The organism is Hymenobacter fastidiosus (genome assembly GCF_039539565.1).
Taxonomy (GTDB): Bacteria; Bacteroidota; Bacteroidia; order Cytophagales; family Hymenobacteraceae; genus Hymenobacter; species Hymenobacter fastidiosus.
In genome coordinates, this window is record NZ_BAABDJ010000022.1 from 126292 (window position 1) to 144766 (window position 18475).

At 58.4% G+C, this 18475-nt stretch carries 12 protein-coding genes; 5 read left to right on the top strand and 7 right to left on the bottom strand.

Features of this window, described 5'->3' with window-relative positions; all coding sequences use genetic code 11:
- Positions 1-402: 402 nt before the first annotated feature.
- The 7 genes from ccsA (ABD833_RS11610) to ABD833_RS11640 form a co-directional block, all read right to left on the bottom strand.
- Complete coding sequence (ccsA, locus tag ABD833_RS11610) at positions 403-3000, bottom strand: cytochrome c biogenesis protein CcsA (RefSeq protein ID WP_345073154.1); 2598 nt, start codon at positions 2998-3000, stop codon at positions 403-405.
- Positions 3001-3112: 112 nt separating this feature from the next.
- Positions 3113-3541 carry a cytochrome c maturation protein CcmE domain-containing protein gene (locus tag ABD833_RS11615; RefSeq protein WP_345073155.1) on the bottom strand — a complete coding sequence of 143 codons (429 nt, stop codon included), beginning with the start codon at positions 3539-3541 and terminating at the stop codon, positions 3113-3115.
- Between the two features lie 166 nt (positions 3542-3707).
- A complete protein-coding gene (locus ABD833_RS11620) occupies positions 3708-4010 on the bottom strand; it encodes a CcmD family protein (RefSeq protein WP_345073157.1) in 303 nt (100 codons plus the stop codon).
- Positions 3991-4662, bottom strand: a complete 672-nt coding sequence (gene ccsA / locus ABD833_RS11625) for a cytochrome c biogenesis protein CcsA (protein ID WP_345073159.1) — start codon at positions 4660-4662, stop codon at positions 3991-3993. Before ccsA (ABD833_RS11625) ends, ABD833_RS11620 begins: the two co-directional genes overlap by 20 nt.
- A gap of 171 nt (positions 4663-4833) precedes the next feature.
- A complete protein-coding gene (locus tag ABD833_RS11630; RefSeq protein ID WP_345073172.1) occupies positions 4834-5502 on the bottom strand; it encodes a heme exporter protein CcmB in 669 nt (222 codons plus the stop codon).
- Between the two features lie 172 nt (positions 5503-5674).
- Complete coding sequence (locus tag ABD833_RS11635) at positions 5675-8902, bottom strand: hypothetical protein (protein WP_345073161.1); 3228 nt, start codon at positions 8900-8902, stop codon at positions 5675-5677.
- A gap of 32 nt (positions 8903-8934) precedes the next feature.
- Positions 8935-10017, bottom strand: coding sequence for an NAD(P)/FAD-dependent oxidoreductase (locus ABD833_RS11640; protein ID WP_345073162.1), 1083 nt, complete (start codon positions 10015-10017; stop codon positions 8935-8937).
- Positions 10018-10219: 202 nt separating this feature from the next.
- On the opposite strand from ABD833_RS11640, the gene ABD833_RS11645 reads away from it, so the two are divergent.
- The 5 genes from ABD833_RS11645 (at position 10220) to ABD833_RS11665 (ending at position 18287) form a co-directional block, all read left to right on the top strand.
- Complete coding sequence (locus ABD833_RS11645) at positions 10220-10855, top strand: MBL fold metallo-hydrolase (RefSeq protein ID WP_345073164.1); 636 nt, start codon at positions 10220-10222, stop codon at positions 10853-10855.
- A gap of 67 nt (positions 10856-10922) precedes the next feature.
- The gene (locus tag ABD833_RS11650) at positions 10923-11612 is read left to right on the top strand and encodes a CDP-alcohol phosphatidyltransferase family protein (protein WP_345073165.1); all 690 of its coding nucleotides are present in this window, start codon (positions 10923-10925) and stop codon (positions 11610-11612) included.
- A gap of 142 nt (positions 11613-11754) precedes the next feature.
- On the top strand, positions 11755-15723 hold the full coding sequence (gene porU, locus ABD833_RS11655; protein WP_345073166.1) for a type IX secretion system sortase PorU: 3969 nt from the start codon (positions 11755-11757) through the stop codon (positions 15721-15723).
- Between the two features lie 86 nt (positions 15724-15809).
- Complete coding sequence (gene porV / locus ABD833_RS11660; protein ID WP_345073167.1) at positions 15810-16994, top strand: type IX secretion system outer membrane channel protein PorV; 1185 nt, start codon at positions 15810-15812, stop codon at positions 16992-16994.
- 9 nt (positions 16995-17003) lie between these two features.
- Complete coding sequence (locus ABD833_RS11665; protein WP_345073169.1) at positions 17004-18287, top strand: M16 family metallopeptidase; 1284 nt, start codon at positions 17004-17006, stop codon at positions 18285-18287.
- The last annotated feature ends 188 nt before the right edge of the window (positions 18288-18475 follow it).

An 18475-nucleotide genomic window follows, 5' to 3' on the forward strand; every position in this document is an offset into this window, starting at 1 on the left:
TGCAAAGGTGAAGACTGCCAAATAAGTACGCGCGGGCACAGCCGATTTCACCAGCAGATAAGTAGCTGGTTCTGTCTGAGTTCTGCTTCCCGCGTGGTACAGGCGTAGCGCACGGCCGGTCCTGAATCAGCGTAGCGCCGCCGAAGCGACCCACTACCCAATGGCCTGTTCAGCAAAAAGCCCGGACCAAATAGCCTTGTCCTTCCAAATCTTTTTCGGGCCTTCCAAGACCAACGCAAAGCCCTTTCTTCCCCGGCTGACTCTGCCTGAAAAGTCGTAATTCAATTCGGTAGCTGCACAAAAAAGCCCTTCCGGCCACATGGTCGGAAGGGCTTTTAAGTTTTGGGTAAGGATAGGACCAAATGGCCCGGGCATTTTGCCTGTGCAGCACAGCCAGGCGCCTTACGCTATGGGCTGCGGCTGCCGGCGGACTTTGCTTTTTTTCACGGCGGGAACTGCAGCCGGTGAGCCGCGGCGACCTTCCCGCCGGTGCTTGACGATGGCCATACCAAAGCCCAGGGCCATGAGCAGCGTACCGCTCCAGAGCAGATTGATGAAGGGTTTTTCGGTGGCCTTCAGGATGATGTAGTCCTTCTGAGTGGTGCTGATGCCGAAAGTAAACTTGCCCTTGGTAGGATCTACGTTGACGAAGCTCAGCCGCAGGCCCAGATCCTCCACTTCATCGGGTACGCGCCCAATCAGGCGGTTACGCACCACAAATACGGGATGAACGTGGTACTCCTTCTTCTCCCCCGAGACCACGAAGTCAGCCTGAATGGCGAGGTCGCCTTTGGCCAGACCCAGGCCCGCCGTTTGCTGGGCGGGCTCCACGGCGCGGAAAACGGCAAAGTAATCGTTGAGGTAGATGGTGTCGCCCACACTCAGCACGTGCTCCGTCACTTCGCTCCAGTCCTTTTCCTTGCTTGGGTCAGGCACCGAGCTGATGTGGGAGTAGATGTCGTGGGTGAAAAACTGCTTGAGGTCCGGGGAAGCCAGCAGGCCCCCCATTTCCTCATTCACCTGGGCGCGGGGATACAGCGTGAAGGCTTCGCCCGACTTGCGGTTTTTATACTCAACGCGGTAGTAGGTGTCTTCCGGCAGAATCTCTACCGTGTCGCCGGCTTTGTAATAGAGCTTGTCCCCGATTTTGATGTCGGAGCGGGCCAGGGCCTTGTATTCATCCGCAGTGCGGAAAAGAACTTCTTTATTCACGTACTCGGGCATACCGGGCACGTCAAAATACTGGCCCGTGTAGCTGACGTCGTAACCAGCCATGGGAGCTACCGTGTTGCGCCACAGCAATACGTTGTCGCGGTTCAGCTCCTCGTCGAACTCCTTGGAATACACCATGCCCGAGACGTTCCGGGAAATGATGTTGGAGTAGCCCGCCGAGGCCAGCACGCCCAGGAGCATCAACGCAATGCCTATGTGCGCCACGGCCCCGCCCGAAATGGCTACCCGCCGCTTGAGCAGCGTGAAAACTGTGCTCAGATTAGCCAGCACCCCAAACAGCGCAGTGGTAAGCAGAGCAATGTAGGCCGGGCTCATCGTGAGCTTATTGTAGCGCACCAGCAGAATAACCAGCGCCGCCCCCAGCAGGGAAAGAATACCCGGCACGGCCAGGGAGTTCGACAGCGTAGTCTTGTCGTTGCGCTGCCACCACATAATCTGGGCCAGACCGGCCAGGAACGCCACGAATACGCCCATCCAGAGCTGGATTTTGGTGTAGTGCGCAATCTGGTCAGCGGGCAGCGCCAGGTTCGATTTGATACCGACAAAGCCCAGCAACGCATTGTACACCGGAATGCTGGTGGTTACCAGCACCTGGAAAGCCCCCAGACACAGCACCGTAGCGCCAATGAATACCCACAGTTCGGGGCTATAGGTGGTGAGCTCCTTCTCGGAAACCGGAATATCCTTCCACCGCTTCACCAGCAGCGCAATGGCCAGCACGACGAAGACGGTGAGATAAATCAGCAGCTGGCCGGACAGGCCCAAGTCGGTGAACGAGTGGACCGAGGCACTACCCAGCACCCCACTGCGGGTCAGGAAAGTGGCGTAGAGAATGAGCAGGAAGGTAGTAATGACGAGCACGAACGACGTGCGCAGACCCGTGCGGCCCCGCTGCCACAGCACCATGCCGTGAATGGAAGCCACCAGCACCAGCCAGGGAATGTACACCGCGTTTTCCACCGGGTCCCAGTTCCAGTAGCCGCCGAAGTTCAGGGTTTCGTAGGCCCAATAGGCGCCCATTACAATGCCCACGCCCAGCACCACGCCGCCCAGCAGCGACCAGGTGATGGCCGGCTTCACCCACGCCGTCAGCTCGCGTTTCCAGAGGCCGGCAATGGCGAAGGCAAAGGGCACCAGCGTCAGGGCGAAGCCCAGGAACAGCGTGGGCGGGTGAATTACCATCCAGTAGTTCTGCAGCAGCGCATTCAGACCGGTGCCGTCTTTAGGAATGAAGTCGGGGTTGAGCTTGAAAACGGGCAGGTCGGTGAGAAAGTCGCGCAGCAGAATAAAGGGGGAGGAGCCAATCTTCACGCTGAAGATGACCACGCCCAGAATCATGGACGTCAGGAACAGCTGCACGAAGGCAAACACGGCCATGACGGGAGCTTCCCACTTCTTATTGAAGCGAATGATGGCCAGCCCAATGACGACGTGCCAGAATATCCAGAGCAGAAAGGAGCCCTCCTGCCCTTCCCAGAAGCAGGAAATCATGTACTGCAGCGGCAGATGGTTGCTGGAGTGGCTCCAGGCGTAGTAGTATTCGTACCGGTGCGCGTAGATGATGTTGAACAGGCAGCCGATAATGGCCACTACCGCCGCGCCGTGCAGGAAAAACGCGCCCCGCGCCAGGCGCAGCCACGATGCGTCGGTGACCCCCAGCGGCTGGTTGCGGCTGGCCATGAAATAGGCATACGCCGATACTATGGCTGCTACGAAAGCCACGATGACGCTGAAGTGTCCTAGGTTGCCAATGAAAGTATTGAGCATTGAATTCAATTAAAAATTGAGAATTAAAAATTAAAAATCAATCCATTAAGAATGTGTGGGGCCAGCACTTGGTACAGTCTGTCCAGCATTCTTAATTCTTAATTCTTAATTCTTAATTAACCGCTGCAGTAGCGCCCTGTATATCCTTCTCCACATACTTGGATGGGCACTTGAGCAGGATTTTGTCGGCTACGAATACCTCGTTGCGCATGGCCCCGGTGATGACCACCTGCTCGGACTTGTCGAAGTCCTGGGGCTTGGGGTTGAAGTAGATGACGCGCTGGGCCACCCGGTTGGTATCAACCAGCGTGAAGGCAAAGTAGTTGGGGTCGAGCGTAGGATTGTACTCCAGGCCCATGATGTTCTTCTGCCCATCGCGCGGCAGCCGACCAACGACGTGAACCTTGGTCAGGTTGCCGTCGGCAGCCCGTTCCCGGGCTTCCCCAAACGAAACGTACACGCTGGCGTCGCCTACGGTACTCATGATGATGCCGATAGCTACGGCAATAACGGCAATGGCAAGGAGGTGGGCTTTCTTCATGATGCTTACACGGGGCCGCTCCAGATAAGGCGGCTATACTTGAACAACCAAACCGGCCCGAAAAATCCGTCAGACCACCGGAATATTACAAATCGAAGCTGCTGCAGCTAAGGCCGGGCACTTGTTACCCTTGCTCCCGGCTGCCTTAACCAGGCGGTCGGGCCCGCTAGTCTTTCAGCTCCCGCTCCAGGCGGGTCACTTTTCGGTCGAGGGAAATGAGCAGCAGCAGCAGCCCCGTCAGCACCACCGTGATGACGGCGACTACCACGTAGATTTTACCATCCCGGCGGAGGGTATCCGCCATTTCGGGTGCCTCACCTGCGGCAGTCTGGGCGGCCGCCCGCAGCGCGGGCAGCAGCAGCGTGACCAGTAGCAACAGTGCCGGACGCAGCGTCCAGGGGCGGCTTTTCAAGCCCGGCCCCGCAGTCCCTATGCCCCCCGGACCCGTATTAAGCAAACTGTTTTTCATATACTTTTTGTTTGAGCAGAGCAATCCGGCTGGCGACCTGGGCCAGCCAGAAGGCCAGCAGGGTCCAGCCGATAACGGCCGGGTAAAACACCATCCGCATATCACTATCGAGGTCGTAGCGGGCGAAGGCCGGGTTACCGCCCGCACCCGGGTGGAGCGAATCGGTGAGGCGCGGCAGGATGTAAAACAGCGGCATGGCCGTGGCAAAGGCGAAGATGTTGTAGATAGCCGATACCCGGGCCCGCTGCTGCTCGTCAGTAAAGGAAGAGCGCAGCACCAGATAAGCGCCATAAATCAGCATGGCAATGGCCGCCCCGTTGAGCTTAGGGTCACTGGTCCACCACGTACCCCAGGTGTAGCGGGCCCAGATGCTACCCGTGGCCAACCCCACCACGCCCATCAGAATGCCGGTGCGGGCGGCCTCGTGTGCCCGGATGTCCAGCTCTACCGACGGCTGCCGCAGGTAACGGATGGAATACCATACCGAGGCAATCAGGATAAAGGTCATGCCGAACCACATCGGCACGTGGAAGTACAGGTTGCGGATGGTTTCGTTGAGGATAGCCAGCCGCGGTACCGGCATCAGCAATCCTGCTACCGCCACGTAAAGCAGCAGCACGACCGTCAAAGCTTTCCACCAGTTGTTTTTCATCGCTTAGTACTTGATAGGTAGTCCCTGATGCTTAGCAAACAGGCAGGCTCCGGGAAGGTTGATGAACCCGCTGCAATAGCGGAAGCTCGGGCCGCCGGCAGAACGCTGAGCTGGCAAGGCCGCTTTTTGCCCCCGCTTCGAAACCCCGGAAACCAGGTATTAGGTCATCCCTCAGCTCCGCCACAGGAAAGGGAACAACAGGTACGACACCGCCACGACGATCAGGTTCAGGGCCAGCAGCGTGAGCAGGGCGCTGCGGCTGGCTTCCAGCTCTAACCCGTCCAGCGCATTTTTAGAAACTTTAATCAGCAGCAGCAGCATCGGCACCATCACCGGAAAGCCCAGCACCGCCATCAGCGTACTGCTGTTGGTGGCCTTGGCCGCAATGCCCGACACCAGCGTGAGGGTGGTGGCAAAGCCCAGGGCCCCCAGGGCCACGTTGGCCACAAACAGCGGGCTATCCTGCACGGGGTTGCCGAGTACCAGCGCGTATACGCCAAACCCGACCAGCGCCAGGCCCAGCAGCAGCAGGGAGTTATAGGCAATCTTGGCCAGAATGACGGCCTGAGGGCGCACCAGCGTATAATAGTAAAGCAGCCGGCCCCGGCTTTCCTGCAAAAACCCCTTGGCTACGGCATTCACGGCCGTAAACAGCAGGATGATCCAGAACAGGGCATTCCAGGCCGGTACGGGCAATTCGCCCCCGCGCAGGGAAAAGCTCAGGTAGCAGACAAACACCGTGCTACCCACGTAGAGCAGCATCCCGTTGAGGGCGGCCCGCTGCCGCCATTCCAGGCGGAAGTCCTTCTGAATCAAATACCAAATCTCGCGGAGAAGCAGCACAGGGGAGCAGCTGGTGAACAGGGCCGCAAAGATACAACCCAACGCCCGGATCGGCGGCACCCCGGGTCATTATTCCCTTACCGGGGGTTTCGCCTTGGCTGCCGGCCAGTAAAAAGCCGTTCAGGATATTCTGAACGGCTTTTTCTTAGGAGTAGCCCGGCGGGCAACGTTAAAAGTCGTAGCCCAGCGTAAAATAGAATTTCGGCCCTTTCTCCACGTAATCCTCCTGCCCCCAGGCTATATCAGCCTTGCCGTAAAAGCCTAGCAGCGTGGTGCGCATGCCAAAGCCGTAGCCAACCAGCAGCGGGTTGCGGAAGTTGATGACCGTAGCGGAGAAAGCATTACCCGGCTTGAAGGGCAGCTGCGTGTTGAAAGAGTTGTTCTCGTTGAAAGGATTGGCGCCCAGATATGCCGAGCCGGCGTCGCCGAAAGCGGTAAGCTGCAGGTTGCGGAAGAAGCCGGAGTAAATGGGCTTACGCGTCAGGTACTGCACAATAGGAACCCGCAGCTCGGAATTGAACAGCAGGAATCTGGGGCCCGTGCGCTTGCTGTAGTTGAAGCCCCGCAGGTTGGTCACAAATTGCTGGTAGAACAGCTGCGTGGGATCCGACGGAAGCTCATACCCGTCTTCGTAGCGGACATTGAGCCAGTTATCCATTCCGCCAAGCCGAAACGTCGGGGCCGCATCCCCAAAGAAATGACCATAGCTGGCCCGGTTGGCCCAGATGATCTGCCGGTGTACCTTCTGGTAATGGCGGATATCAACGTACAGCTTGCCCAGGTTCTGATTTTCCTTGTTGACGCTGTTCAGCTGCAACAGGCCTATTTTCATCCGGGTACCTTCCATCATATTCACCCCGGTGGTGATGGCATTATCGAAAACAATTTCGCCGCTGACCCCAACGTAGCTCCGGTTGATGTCCAGCGAGTCAGTCAGAAACTCATCCAACGTCGTCCGCGACACACTTACGAAGCGCGGACCGCCCCGCACGCTCAGCTTGTGAGTCAGCGGATAGGCAATGGTGGGCGATATCTCGTGCCGGCCGTACCGCTCCCGGTAACGGGACTTGTCGAAAAAATACGCCTGCTTCTGATAGCTGATGCTCCAGTCGTAGCGGCGGCTCAGATTGGTATACTGGGCGTAAATATTGCTCGTCCGCAGGTCGGTGAGCGCGAAGAGGCCAGCCGTGAAGCGATGGTTTTCGAACAGGTCGGACATGTTGGCCTGGGCCACGATGCCCACACCCAGAATCGGGTCGGCCGCCAGCGACGATACCACGTTGTCGACACTGAAGCGCTTGTCGTACTTATAGGGCCCCGCTACAGCGACCTCTTCAGCTACCGGTACCGCTACCACCGTCGCGGCCCGCTTGCGCTTGGGTGCGGTACGCACGGGCGTGTCGTCCTCAAACTGGTAGTCGTTGGTGTTGATGCCGCCATCCGTCGGGCGGGGGACTTTCGGCGGGGTAGCCGGGGCGGGCTCACCGGCTACGGCCGGCGCCGATTTTGGCAGTGCCGCGCGGGGCACCACTTTCGAGCGGTCCTCGAGCGTTTCCTGCCGGGCCGTCTTGAACAGCGTTAGTTGCTCGGGCAGCGTATAGCTGGGGTAGAGGTAGATAAAGTCGCGGGCCCGGTCCGTTGCCACGAAGCCCAGGGCGCCGGTAGCCGCATTGTAGTCGTAATGGTCGATGTTAGCCGGGAAGGCACTCACCGGAACGTGCTGCCGGGTACGGACGGAGTACTTATACAGACTCCGTACGCCACTTTCCTCCCCCAGATACAGGAGTTCGTCATCAGATATCACCCGGGGGCGGCCCTCGTTGGATATCGTGCTCACCAGGGTTTCCACCGGCTGGGTCCGGCCGTCGAGATGATACAGGAACAGATCGTAGTTGTTGACTACGGCGCCGAAACTACCCTTAGCCGTGCCCGCCGAATCAAGCCAACGGTTGGAGCTGAACACAATTCCGCCGCCGCCGGGCAGGAAAACGGGTTGCAGGTCGTCGAAGACGTCGTTGGTGAGCTTCTCAGGCGTGCGGTTACCGGCTCTCAACAGATACAGATCGTTCTGACCATTGCGGACCCCGCTAAACACCAGCGACTTGCCGTCCGGGGAGTAGCTCAGGTCCAGAATCTGGGAAAAGGACTGCAAAAGCGTAGACCCTCCTTTACTGAAAGGCAGGGCTTCCCTGATCTGCTCTACCAACCCACTTACCCCCCCGTCCGCGTCGCGCAGGTGTAGCGTCATGTACCCTTTATCTTCTTCCGCTACGGCCACCTGCGCGTTGCTGCGCCAGGCCAGCACCGGCAGGCGGGTTTCCACCTGCTGATCAGGCGTCTTGTAGCCGCCCCGATGGATGGTGTGCCGCCTGGAGCCGTCGCGGTTAACCACTACCACCCGGTAGCGGCCCCGCTCGTTGCTCACGTAGGCCAGCCGCTCGCCATTAGGGCTCAGCACGGGCTGCGAGTACATAATTCCCTTCCGGTTGTGCCGGACCAGCGCCCGATTTTCGTCGGGCAGCACGAAAGGAGTCTGGGGCTGGGCATTCAGCTGCCGGTAATACGCCAGCCAGTCTTTTAGAAATACTTTGTAGGGCACGTTCAGGGAGCTGCTGATGCCCACTTCCACGTCGCGCGTGATGCGCGTCAGGTTCAGGATGTTCTGAATGGCGGTGTAGCCGTAGCGTTCCGCGATGTAGTTCCACACGCTCTGCCCGGCCAGCTGCGGATTGCGCAGAAAAAACGGCGAGGCCCGGTTGCCTTGCTCCTTCTGCGTCATGTCGCGCATGTAGTTATCCATCTCCACACTCCAGCCTTCCGCGGCATAGGCGGAGGCGCCGCTGATAAACCACTCGGGCAGCTGCAGCAGGTAGCTACTCTGAATCACTTCCTTCAGCGAGCCGCCATACATCATGTCGTTCAGCAGCACCCGGGTAATCTGATAGCTCAGGTCGCGTTTGAACAGCGTTTGCTGGCCCTGAAAAGCCAGCTGCACCTTGCTGATGCGCAACAGGGACGTTTCCCCGCCGGTCTGGTACTTGTCCGCGTCGAGGCCCACATTGCTCTGCCGCAGATCACCCACGGAATTGTAGAGCATGATGGTGGTTTTGGAATACGGGTAGTACCCCACCAGCCCCGTGACGCGCTGCAGCTCTTTCTCGGCGTATTCCGCCGCCCGCCGGGCAGTGGTTTCCCCGCCCGCGTAGAAATACAGGTTGAAGTTCTGAGTGCTGAGCAGCTGCCAGTTGAACTCCTTGTACTGGATGCGGACCCGCCCAAACGATTCCTGCGCCGACTGGGCCCGCACGGGGCTAACGGGTAGCAGGCCGGCCAGCAGCAGAGCCGGCAGGGCCAACTGCCGCAGACGACGCATCAGGAGTAAGAATACGTGCTTCATAGAGCAGGCTAAAACGGAGAAAGGCAGAAGAATCACTGGCGGGCGCGGCCAGCAACGTATAACGCATGATAACGCAGAATATTGACTTCGGGCCACAGTTCCGCCGTGCCTTCCAGCGCGTCGGCCAGGTGAGCGGCCAGCCGGGGAGCCAGCATCACCCCCTTAGACCCAAACCCATTGCAGATACTCACCACCGGCACCTCGGGATGCGTGCCCAGCAGGGGTTTTCGGTCACGCACCGCGGGCCTTACCCCGGCCTGCTGACCCGTTACCGTGAACGGCAGATCGGTCATGGCGGCCAGGCGCTGGCTTAGCTCAGTACGGGCTTCCGCGGTGATGCCCTCGGCAAACGGCGGCCATCGGTAGGTGGCCCCCACCCGAAACCGGCCCTGCCCCAGCGGCACCACGTAAGCACTTCTATTGAGTACCTGCGCTTCCGACAACTCCCGGCATTCTACCTCCAGCACCTCGCCCTGGTTCGGCGTGATGGGAAGCCAACTGAAGTACGGATTCTGCCCGGCGGCGCTGCCTTCACAGAATACCACGTGGCGCGCGCCGACGTGGCCTGCGTAGGTAACGCCAACCGGCCCGACAACAAGCTGGTCCGGGTCAAAAGTTTCGTGCCGGAGCCAGCCCTGTTGCCGGCCTTCGGCCGCCAGGGCGGCCAGCACCTGCTGCACCGCCACGTGGCCTCCGCCCCGGACCAGGATTCCTCCAAACTCCTGCTTCACGCCGGAATAGGCGTCGGTTTCGGCCGTGAGCTCCTCCACAAACTCCTGCCACGGATAGTCGGCACTGCGGGCCAGGATGGTATTCTGCTCCGCCACCGAAGAAAAAAGCTTTAGAACCGGGGTTTCGAAGAGGAAGCGCTGGCCGAAATGCCCTTCCAGCTCCCGGTAGAAAGCAAGGGCCGCCGGCAGAAAGTCCGCGGCCCGCCAGGCCAGGGCAAACCGCTTGCCGGCAACGGGATTCATCAGGCCCGCCGCCACGTTGGAGGCCGAACCCGGGTTGGGGGTATCGAGCACCAGCACCTGGCGGCCACGGCGGCGTAGCTCGTACGCCAGAGTAGCCCCGGCGATGCCGTGCCCGATAATCAGATAGTCGTAGGTGATCATGCCCGGCAAGGTAAGGCGAAAAGCAAAGTGGGCCCTACTTTCCGGCGGTTGCGAAGGGAGAACCCGCCGGGGCCGGGCCCGGTTTATAAATTCCGCCGCCTCATGTCATCCCACTTGCCCGGGCGCCCGTATGTTCGCGGCAAGTCTCGTACCTTACCCGCCTCGTTCAGCCGTCTCGGGTCGGCGTTATTTTTTCTACTGCATGACCGTTTCCGGGTTTACATTCAACGCCTTTTCCGAAAACACCTACCTGCTTCACGATGACACTGGTCAGTGCGTAGTCGTGGACCCCGGCTGCTACAGCCGCGCCGAGCAGGAGGCTCTTCGTGCTTTCGTCACAGCCCAAGGGCTCCGGGTGGTGCTCCTGCTGAATACGCATTGCCACATAGACCACGTGCTGGGCAATCAGTTTATTCTTGATGCCTACCACGTCCCCTTCCTCATGCACGAGGCGGACCTGAGCACGTTGCGCGCCGTGCCGGCCTATGCGGCCAACTATGGCTTTCCGGATTATTCCCCCGCCGAACCAACGGGCTTTCTAACCCCCGGCGAGCCGGTACACTTTGGGCACACCGCCCTGGACGTGCGCTTTGCTCCGGGGCACGCGCCGGGGCACGTGGTCTTCTACCAGGCGTCGGCGGCCACCGTTATCGGCGGCGACGTGCTCTTCCAGAACAGCATTGGCCGCACCGACCTGCCCGGTGGGGACCACGAAACGTTGCTTACCAGCATCCGCACCCAGCTGTTCTCCCTGCCTGACGCAGTAACGGTCTACCCCGGGCATGGCCCACCGACCACTATCGGGGCCGAACGACGTACCAATCCATTTCTGCAGTAGGCTGCTGGAGTCGTAGGTATCGTCCCGGTACTGTTGTCCAGCTGCCCATCATCCAAGCTCCCCCAAGTTGAAGAACCATCTTCCCAACGCCGTTACCTGTCTGAACCTGTTTGCGGGCTGCCTGGCCTTGTGCAATATCTTTGCGGGGCAGCTCGAAACCGCCGCTTACCTGGTAGGTCTGGCGGCGGCCTTCGACTTTGCCGATGGGCTGCTGGCCCGGGCGCTGCACGCGTCCTCCCCCATCGGCAAAGACCTTGACTCACTGGCTGATGTAGTCTCGTTTGGCGTAGTACCCGGGGCTCTGCTGTTTCACCTGCTCGGTCAGGCGGCGGGCGGTTTGCCCGCCTGGCTGCCCTACGCCGGGTTCATTGTAACCATATTCTCGGCCCTGCGCCTGGCCAAGTTCAACAACGACACCCGGCAGACCGATTCCTTTATTGGCCTGCCCACCCCAGCCTGCACGCTGGTAGTGGCGGCGCTGCCCCTGATTCTGGCCCACGATACGTTCTCTCTGACGTCCCTGATTCTGAATCCGGGGGTACTGCTGGCGCTTACGCTGCTCCTTTCCGGGCTGCTGGTGGCTGAAATACCGCTTTTTGCCCTGAAATTTAAAAGCCTGACCTGGGCGGACAATTCCCTGCGTTTTGTGTTTTTGATTTTGGCGGTAGCGCTGCTGCTGCTGCTGGGAGTGGCGGCCATTCCGCTGGCCGTGCTGCTGTACGTAGTGCTGTCCGTTGTGCGGCCGTCTTTCGGCTAACACTTTGGCCCGAAAGGCCACAATATTTCCCCGCTTCGCCAGTTAAGTTAAGTAGCCGTCCGGGGGTGAACCGCTTCGCGGTATCGTGTGTTGCAGAGCCACTGTTATTCTGTTTTCGCCTAACGGCAACGAAATCAATTCTATGCGATACTTTACTTTCTTCGCTTCATGCTGCCTTCTGCTTTCTACGGCTCTGGTTCCGGCCGTGGCCCAGCAGGCGGAGCAGGTAATCAGCGGGCAGCTTAGCTGGCAGGGCTACGCTCAGGTGCCGAAATCTGATGGCCAGATGCGTCAGGTGCCCACGTTCTACACCAGCGTATTCAGGCCCGGGGAAGAAGCGGGCCGCTACGTGGTTCGGATTGCGGGTCAGGTGGTGGAGGGCCAGCTGCGCGACGCGGTATACGCGCCCTTTTCAGCCGCTGACGCCCGGGTGTTCGATGTGACCAGACTGGCGGCCACTCCCGCCGTCGTGCTTTCCAACGGCATTGAGAAACGTCGGCCCATAACGCTGGCGGCTATGCTTAGCGTGCGACGCAATCCACAGTCCGGCCAGCCGGAAAAGCTCATTTCCTTCAGCTATGCCTATTCGGTAGCGCCGGCAGCGCCGGTCGCCCGGGGTATTCAAAGCCGCAATTATACCCAAACGTCGGTGCTGAACCAGGGTGGGTGGGTGAAGATTGGCGTGCCGGCAAGCGGCATTTACCGGCTTGATAAAAATGCGCTGCAGGCGGCGGGCATCGATATGCAGGGCCAGGATCCACGGCGGCTTCGGGTATACGGCAATGCCATGGGCACCCTCCCGCAGCGGAACGACGTGTACCGCCCCGACGACCTGGCCGAAAACGCGGTGTTTGTAGCCGGGGAAGCTGATGGTCGCTTTGACGATAACGACTACCTGCTGTTTTATGCCCGCGGCCCCCATACCTGGACTGCGGACGTCGTTGCCCAACGGTTTCACCACACGCTGAACGTGTACACCGACACGGCCTACTACTTTCTTACGGTGGGCCCCGGACCAGGGCGCCGCGTCGCGCCGGCGGCCCCCGTGGCAGCTCCCCCCACCGCCACAATCAGCCAATATGCCTATCATGCTTACCATAACCGGGATTTAATCAACCTGATCAAGTCGGGCCGGCAATGGCTGGGGGAAGGCTTCAATAGTACTGCCCGGGCGGCGGAGTTTCCGTTTACGATTCCAAATCTGGTTGCGGGTTCCACGCTCCAGGTTACATCCAGTGCCGCCGCCAACTCGGCTGTCGGCGTACCCACCCGGTTTAATCTGACGTTAAACGGCACGGCCATCGGGACGCAGAACATGAAGGGCCTCTCGAACGGCGACTACGCGGAAGGCGCTAATACCGACCTCTCTACCTACTCTTATCCTGTTCCTGCTAACCCTGCCGCTGATGTTCGGATTGGCTTGTCTTATTCTGGCGGCTCTGATCCATCGGCCCGGGGCTGGCTCGATTATCTGGAAGTAAATGCCCAACGGCAGCTGCGGATGGACGGCAACCAGTTTGACTTTCGTTCCTTTACTAACCTTGCGCCGGGGGCCATCAGCCAGTTTGCGCTGAACGCTCCGGGGGCCACGGTTTGGGACGTGACTAACCCGCGCCGGCCGCAGGCTTACGCGCCCGACGGCACCGGCACCTTTACGGCCCCCACCGACAGCCTGCGCGAATTCGTGGCTTTTACGGGCGGCCGGACCGATCATGTGAACTTCGGCCGGGTGGGCAAGCAGAATCTCCACGCGTTGAACCTGGATGGCAAACTCGACCTGGTTATCGTCGTCCATCCACTTTTCCTGGCCGAAGCTGAGCGCCTGGCCGCGCACCGGCGCAACCACGACAAGCTGGTTGTGCAGGTGGTAACGACCAATCAGGTCTACAACGAGTTCAGTTCGGGCGGTCAGGATGTAACGGCCATTCGGGACCTGATGAAGATGGTGTATGACCGGGCCCCCGCTGACAAGACCGTGTTTCTGCTTCTTTTCGGCGACGCTTCCTACGACTACAAGTCTGACCGGACCAACAACGCGTCCCGGTTGCCCGCATGGTGGAAATCCCGTTCTCCGCTTAACGGCGACAACCTCAACGAGAACTTTGTCCCCACCTACCAGTCCCGCGAGTCATTCGCTACTGCCTATCCCCGGCCCAACTCCAATCCGATTGGGTATGGTCCCTCGTATAACTCCGACGACTACTTCGGCCTGCTCGATGACCAGGAAGGAACCTGGAGCGAGGACCGCAGTGGCATAGAGCTGCTGGATATCGGCATCGGCCGCTTACCCGTCCGCACGCCCCGGGACCAGCCCAACTCTACCGCGCAGGCCCGGCTGGTTGTCGACAAACTCATCTCCTACGATAACCCTACGGCGTTTGGCAAATGGCGTAACCGCATCACCTTCGTAGCCGATGATGGCGACGGCAACTACCACATCAATCCGTCTACGGACGGACCCGCTGAGAATCTCGTCAGACTCCACCCGGAATTCAACGCGCATAAGGTTTACCTCGACCTGTATCCACAGGTTATCGCGGCGGGGGGCCAACGCTCCCCGGAATGTAATCGGGCCATCGACGAAGCCATCGAGCAGGGTTCGTTGATTATTCAATACAGTGGTCATGGCGGGATAAGAGGCTGGGCTGATGAGCAGATTCTGACGAACAATTCCGTGCTCAAGCTTCAAAACCGGGACAAGCTGACCTTCATGATCACGGCGACCTGCGACTTCAGTACTTACGACAACCCCGAAGAAACTTCGGCGGGGGAACAGGCTCTCACCGATGTTCAGGGCGGGGCCGTAGGACTACTCACTACTACGCGCCTGGCCTTCGCGGGCTTCGGCTATAACGATGGCATTGTGCGGGCTTTTTACGAGAGCATGTTTACGCCCATCAACGGGCAGAGGCCCCGGATGGGCGATATGGTCATGGCCACCAAAAACGACTTTAACATTCTGGCCCTCGAAAACCGCAACTTCACCCTGCTCGGCGACCCCTCCATGCGCCTGGCCTATCCTGCCCAGCAGGCAAAGCTTGATTCCATTAATGGCCGCCTGATTACGGCTTCCCGCATCGACACGCTTAAAGCGCTATCGGCCATCACTATGGCTGGCCGGATCCAGAACGGGGGAGTAACCAACACCCGCTTCACGGGCAAGGCGCAGCTGACGATTTATGAGAAGCCGACCACCGTCAACACCCTTGGCAATGAAGACAAGCCGATTCCGATTTCAATCCGGGAAAACATCATCTATGCCGGGCAGGCTACGGTAACCAATGGGGCTTTCCGAATCCGCTTCGTGGTGCCCAAGGATATCAACTACAGCCTGGGCCTCGGTAAAATCAGCCTCTACGCGTCCGATGTGGCGAATGGCCTCGATGCGCACGGCGCCCAGGCAGTGCCCGTTGGCGGGGCCGATACCTCCGAAGCCCGGGATAGTCTGGCCCCGAATATCCGGCTCTTTATGGACGACACCACCTTCGTTTTCGGTGGCCTCACCCGTCCTACGACTACCCTGTTAGCCCAGCTTCAGGATAAGAGTGGTATCAATACGGCCGGGTCTGGTATCGGCCACGAAATCACGGCCACGTTGGACAATGACCCGAATAAGCTGATTATTCTCAACGAATTTTATACGGCCAACGTCGATAACTTCCAGCAGGGCCAGGTCAGGTATCTCTTCAAGGACCTGGCTACCGGTCCCCACCTGCTGCGGCTCAAAGCCTGGGATACGTTCAACAACTCTGCGGAAAAGGAAATTGAGTTTATTGCGGCCAGCGACGAAAAGCTGGCCCTGAAGCACGTGCTCAATTATCCTAATCCATTCTCTACCGCTACCACGTTTCACTTCGATCACAATCGCGCCGGTGCTGGGGATGAGTTGGATGTACAGGTCCAGATCTTTACCATCTCCGGCCGTTTGGTCCGGACGCTTCGCGCCAGCGCCCTTGGCAATGAGCCTCACTTCAAGTCACTCACCTGGAACGGCCGCGATGAATACGATGATCAGCTGGCCCGCGGCGTGTACGTCTACCGGGTCAGCGTCAAGTCCCAACAAACGGGCACGACGGCTTCAAAATTTGAAAAACTCGTCATCCTGAATTAAGTTTTGGCTCGCTGTTGCCAATTTCGCGTACTTTCCGCCCCATTTGATTTTTGCTTATGATCCTGTCGAAGTTGCCTTTGCGCTTTGTGCTTTCTTCCGGTCTGCTGGGCCTCTCCGTGGCTGCTCTGGCTCAGACAAACCCGAACACCATCACGACAGCGGTGCCGATCCTCACGCTGAGCCCTGACGCCCGCTCGTCGGCGCTGGGGGAGGCAGGGGTAGCTATTTCACCTGATGCCAACTCCGCGTACTACAACGCCGGCAAGCTGGGCTTCGTCCGAAACCAGTACAGCGTTTCCCCTTCCTATTCGCCGTGGCTCCGGGCTTTCACCGACGACATGGGCCTGGCCTACTTATCCGGATTTGCGAAGCTGGGCGAGCGTTCGGCAGTGTCGGCCTCGCTGATGTATTTCGATCTGGGGACCATTCAGTACCGCGACGAGAACAACGTTTCTAAAGGCGACTTCAACCCGAAGGAGTATGCCTTCAGCCTGTCCTATGGCCAGAAGCTGAGCGAAAATTTTGGGGTTGGGGTAACGACACGCTACATCCGCTCCAACTTGACGGGCAGCTCGCTTGGCAACGATGCAAAGCCAGGCAATGCCGCCGCCGTCGATTTGGGCGCCTACTACACCAAAGACCTCACGATTGGCCCATCAGATTATAACCTGGCTTTAGGAGCGGCCATCTCCAACATCGGCACCAAAATCACCTACACGGATCCGTTGCAGGCCGATTTTTTGCCAACCAACCTTAAAATAGGTACGGCAATCACGCGCGAGCTGGATGCCTATAACAAGATTACCCTGACTGTTGATGCCAACAAGCTGCTGGTGCCCACGCCATACTATTTCGTGGGTGATTCCACGGGCCGCGGCAGGGAGGTGGCAAATCTCATCCGCACCAGGAACGATGAAATCCGCGCCAAATCGGTAGTAAGCGGCATCTTCGGCTCCTTCAATGATGCCCCCGGTGGCTTTAGTGAAGAGCTCAAAGAAATCAACTTATCGGCTGGTATGGAATACTGGTACAACGATCTGCTGGCCGCCCGGGTAGGCTACTTCTACGAAAACAAGAACAAGGGCGACCGGCAATACCTAAGCTTTGGTTTGGGGGTGCGGTACCAGGTTTTCGGCGTTGATGGCACCTACCTGGTTCCCAATTCCCGGGCAAACCCACTCGCCCAAACAATTCGGGTATCGTTGCACTTCAATTTTAATAAGCTTGAAGAAGCTTTCGGGCCGGGTAACGATACCGGGCCTGTCAACTAATTAGTACCTATGCTCGACCGTAAAGTCGCTCCTCCCATTCAGCCGCTGGTTAGCGTTAAGCTCCCAGCGGCTGACGTGTTTTCGCTCCCTAATGGCGCGCGTCTACACCTTCTTCGTAACGATGCTCAACCTGTAATCCGACTCGAAATAGCTTTTCGGGCTGGTAAATGGTATGATCCCTCCCCGGGCATCTCGCTTCTCACCGCCCGGATGCTTCTGGAAGGTACCCGCACCCGTACGGCCCGGCAGATTGCCGACGAAGTAGCCTTCTACGGAGCATCTTTAGAATGCGAGCAGGGATTTGATCGATCCACTCTGACACTATACTGCCTGAGCCGTCATCTGGAAAAACTCTTGCCGCTGCTAACAGACATCATAACGGAGCCTACTTTCCCAACTGTTGAACTTGAGTTGCTGAAAACTCGCACCATTCAGAATGTCCGGGTCGAGCGGCAGAAGACCAGCTATCTGGCTTCTGAGGCTTTTGCCCGGAGTTTGTATGGGGATGAACATCCCTATGGCAGATCCTTTGACGAAACGCCGTTTCGTCAGGCCACCCAAGCCAACGTCCTTACCTTTCACGCTTCTCACTACGACATCGGCACCAGTGAGATTTTCCTCTGTGGTGATGTAAGCAACGCTCAACAATCCTTGGTTCGTAGTATGCTGGGTAGCATTCCGGCTTCCAGTACCACAGAAACCATAGTAGCACTCACAGCGTCTACCAGCCCAATTCCATCTGCAATGGTAGTAATGCCTGAAAGCTCTCAGTCGTCGTTGCGCATAGGCAGGTTTTGGCCGAGCCTTACCCATCCATCTACTCACCCGCTACAGGTTTTGGTAAAGGTTTTAGGTGGTTATTTCGGCTCACGCCTCATGAAGAATATTCGGGAGGATAAAGGGTTTACCTACGGTATCTATGCCAGCATCTATCCCCGCGAAAACGCCAGCAATTTGGTCATTAGTACCGATGTGAATGCAGCCAGTACTCCTGCTGCGGTAATAGAAGTAAAGCAGGAGTTGACACGGTTGCAGAATGAGCTCATCCCAGCTGAAGAACTGCAAACCGTCAAGAATTATATAGCGGGCAAGTTCGCCAACGAGTTAGGAACTGTATTCGAACAATGTGATAAGTACCGAAGCTTGGTTTTTTTGAACTTGCCCGCTACCTACTATACTGATTTTTTGAAACAGGTCGCCCAAGTTGAGGCACCAGAGTTACAGATGTTGGCACAGGAATACCTTACTCCAGTAGATATGATTGAAGTCACAGCAGGTCCAATTCTTTCCTGATAAGGGGTATCAACGACACGCCAAAGGGCCCGCTTTGATAAAGCGGGCCCTTTGGCGTGTGAACCCTATACCCTGGCCCACAGGGGCAGCCGTTACGGGGGCATGCGACGGGTAGCCTAGAAACACAAAACTACCCTTTCGCACCGCATTGGGCGCAAAAGGGCAGCGTGTAGTAAGGTTGGCGGCGA

Coding starts and splice junctions, on each gene's coding strand:
- ABD833_RS11615 (WP_345073155.1), bottom strand. CDS start 3,541: ATGAAGAAAGCCCACCTCCTTGCCATTGCCGTTATTGCCGTAGCTATC.
- ABD833_RS11665 (WP_345073169.1), top strand. CDS start 17,004: ATGCTCGACCGTAAAGTCGCTCCTCCCATTCAGCCGCTGGTTAGCGTT.
- ABD833_RS11640 (WP_345073162.1), bottom strand. CDS start 10,017: ATGATCACCTACGACTATCTGATTATCGGGCACGGCATCGCCGGGGCT.
- ABD833_RS11635 (WP_345073161.1), bottom strand. CDS start 8,902: ATGAAGCACGTATTCTTACTCCTGATGCGTCGTCTGCGGCAGTTGGCC.
- ABD833_RS11620 (WP_345073157.1), bottom strand. CDS start 4,010: ATGAAAAACAGTTTGCTTAATACGGGTCCGGGGGGCATAGGGACTGCG.
- ccsA (WP_345073159.1), bottom strand. CDS start 4,662: ATGAAAAACAACTGGTGGAAAGCTTTGACGGTCGTGCTGCTGCTTTAC.
- ABD833_RS11645 (WP_345073164.1), top strand. CDS start 10,220: ATGACCGTTTCCGGGTTTACATTCAACGCCTTTTCCGAAAACACCTAC.
- ccsA (WP_345073154.1), bottom strand. CDS start 3,000: ATGCTCAATACTTTCATTGGCAACCTAGGACACTTCAGCGTCATCGTG.
- porU (WP_345073166.1), top strand. CDS start 11,755: ATGCGATACTTTACTTTCTTCGCTTCATGCTGCCTTCTGCTTTCTACG.